This window comes from Corynebacterium sp. HMSC056F09, from assembly GCF_001815785.1.
GTDB classification, from domain to species: domain Bacteria; phylum Actinomycetota; class Actinomycetes; order Mycobacteriales; family Mycobacteriaceae; genus Corynebacterium; species Corynebacterium hiratae.
On sequence record NZ_KV821910.1, the window covers coordinates 1 to 1919 of the forward strand.

Genomic DNA, 1919 nt, shown 5'->3' on the forward strand with positions numbered 1-1919 from the left:
TGTTCAGAAGACTGAAATGGTAGCGGTGTGGTGAGTATCTGGTAGCGCCTGAGTGAGTATCCGGTAGCGGTGTCTCACTCAGGCGTTGTTGGTGGTTATGCGTTGGTGTTCAGGCGCATGTTTGGTCCTTCGAGTGTGATGATCTCGGCGCCGGAGACGAGTCGGTTGAGGATTGACTCGGAGATCACGGCGTCGGGGATGGACTTGTACCACTCCAGTGGGGTGAATTGTGAGGTCACTATCGTTGAGACTTTGCCTTCACGGCCGGCGAGGATGTTGAGAAGTTGGTGCGCGGTCGCGGCATCAATAGGTGTGGTCAGGAAGTCATCGAGGACTAGGACATCGACGTCGTGGAGGTGCTGGATGAATTTCAGCCGTTTAGGGTCATCGGGTTGGAGGACTGCCAGTTCGGCGGCGAGCATGTCGGTGCGGTAGAACCGTGCGGAGTAGTCTTTGCGGCATGCTGCTGTGATCAGGGCTTGGGCGAGGTAGGTTTTGCCGACTGAGGATTTGCCCAGGATGACAATGTTTTGGCCCAGGTGGCACCATTGTCCGTGAGCGAGTCTGCTGACTTGCTCGGGGTTGATGTTGCGGTCAGGCGTGCAGACCACGTTTTCAAGGCAAGCATCAAGGTTTGGAGATCGGGATGCTTTCAGCAGTTTGTTGATGCGTCGCTCGCGCCTGGCCGCGACTTCTTTATCAAGTGCGTAGAGCACCTTTTGGGAAAACGTCCATGTGTCGAATGCGGGATCGTTGGCGATGTCGATGACGCTTCTGCCAAAGGCTGTCATCCGCAGCGCGGTGAAGTCGGGCAGGACGGATTCGTCAAGGAAGCGATCTGTTGGCGGGGTTGGTGATGACAAGGGGTTTAGTTTCCTTTCTTTGCGAGGTTGTCCATGCTGAACTGGTCTGCACCGCCGAGAAACGCGCCGGTGGTATCCCGGTCAGCGGCTACAGGCTGGGCGGTTGTGGTGCTACGCGGGGCCTGGTCTAATCCGCGGGGCCGAGTGGCGTGTTCTTTGCGTATGGCGGCCATCATGTTTTTGACTGCGGTATATGACACCGCCCGTCGGCTGCCGTCGTTGGCGGTCAGGCGCTGGCATGCCTCTTCCAGGATTGGTTTGTTGCCGTGTTTGCCCATCGAAAGCACATTTCGGCAAGACTGGTACGCCTGGGCCGGGATGGCTTTCGCCGCGATGAGTTCTTCGATGACCTTGCGTGTTGCCGGGCCGGTTTTGCTGGCTTCGCGATAAAAGTAGTCACTGGTCCACAGTCCACGGGTGGAGTCCATTCCAGATGGAATGTGCTCATAGTCAGTGACATAGGCCCCACGCTTATGCGAAACCTGGTGGGTTGCCACGGTCGTCCCCTGATCAAAGACGGTCAAGACCTGGCCTGTGATGCGCACATCGACAGTGCGGCCAACAAGCTGATGCGGGACGGAGTAGCGCACCGTTGCAACCGTGATATGGAAATCAGGGGCCACTTTCGCGCGCTTCCACTCGGTGTGCTGCCATGGGGTTGTCGGCAGGTCAGCAAGGAGATGCTGCTCGTGTTCTTCGAAGAGATCCCTGCGGCTGATGTGCTGACTGCGAAACGGCACGGACCTGTTGATTGCATCGACTAAGTCCACAATCTTTCCGTTGAGCTCGTCCAAGTCAACACACTGGTGGCCTTCAAGGGCGTGGATGACTTTGTGTGTGACGATCTTTACCGCAGCTTCCACATTCGCTTTATCCTTCGGCCGACGCGCGCGCGTAGGAAGTGCTGCTGTGTTGTAGTGCTCCAAGAACTGCTGGTAAGTGTCGTTGACCTTCCGATTCCTATCGGCAGTGCTGATCGCGTTTGATGCCGTCGACGCGTTATCGGGGACAACAACCTGGCAGACCCCACCAAAGTAGTCAAACGCTTGACGGTGG

Annotated in this window: 1 protein-coding gene and 1 pseudogene; both read right to left on the bottom strand. The window is 57.0% G+C overall.

What is annotated here, in order from left to right; all coding sequences use genetic code 11:
• Nucleotides 1–95: 95 nt before the first annotated feature.
• Nucleotides 96–863 (bottom strand): ATP-binding protein, encoded by a 768-nt coding sequence (locus HMPREF3056_RS03570; protein WP_210401776.1) that lies wholly within the window; start codon nucleotides 861–863, stop codon nucleotides 96–98.
• Nucleotides 864–868: 5 nt separating this feature from the next.
• Nucleotides 869–1919, bottom strand: a pseudogene (locus HMPREF3056_RS03575) (DDE-type integrase/transposase/recombinase); the annotation flags it as partial.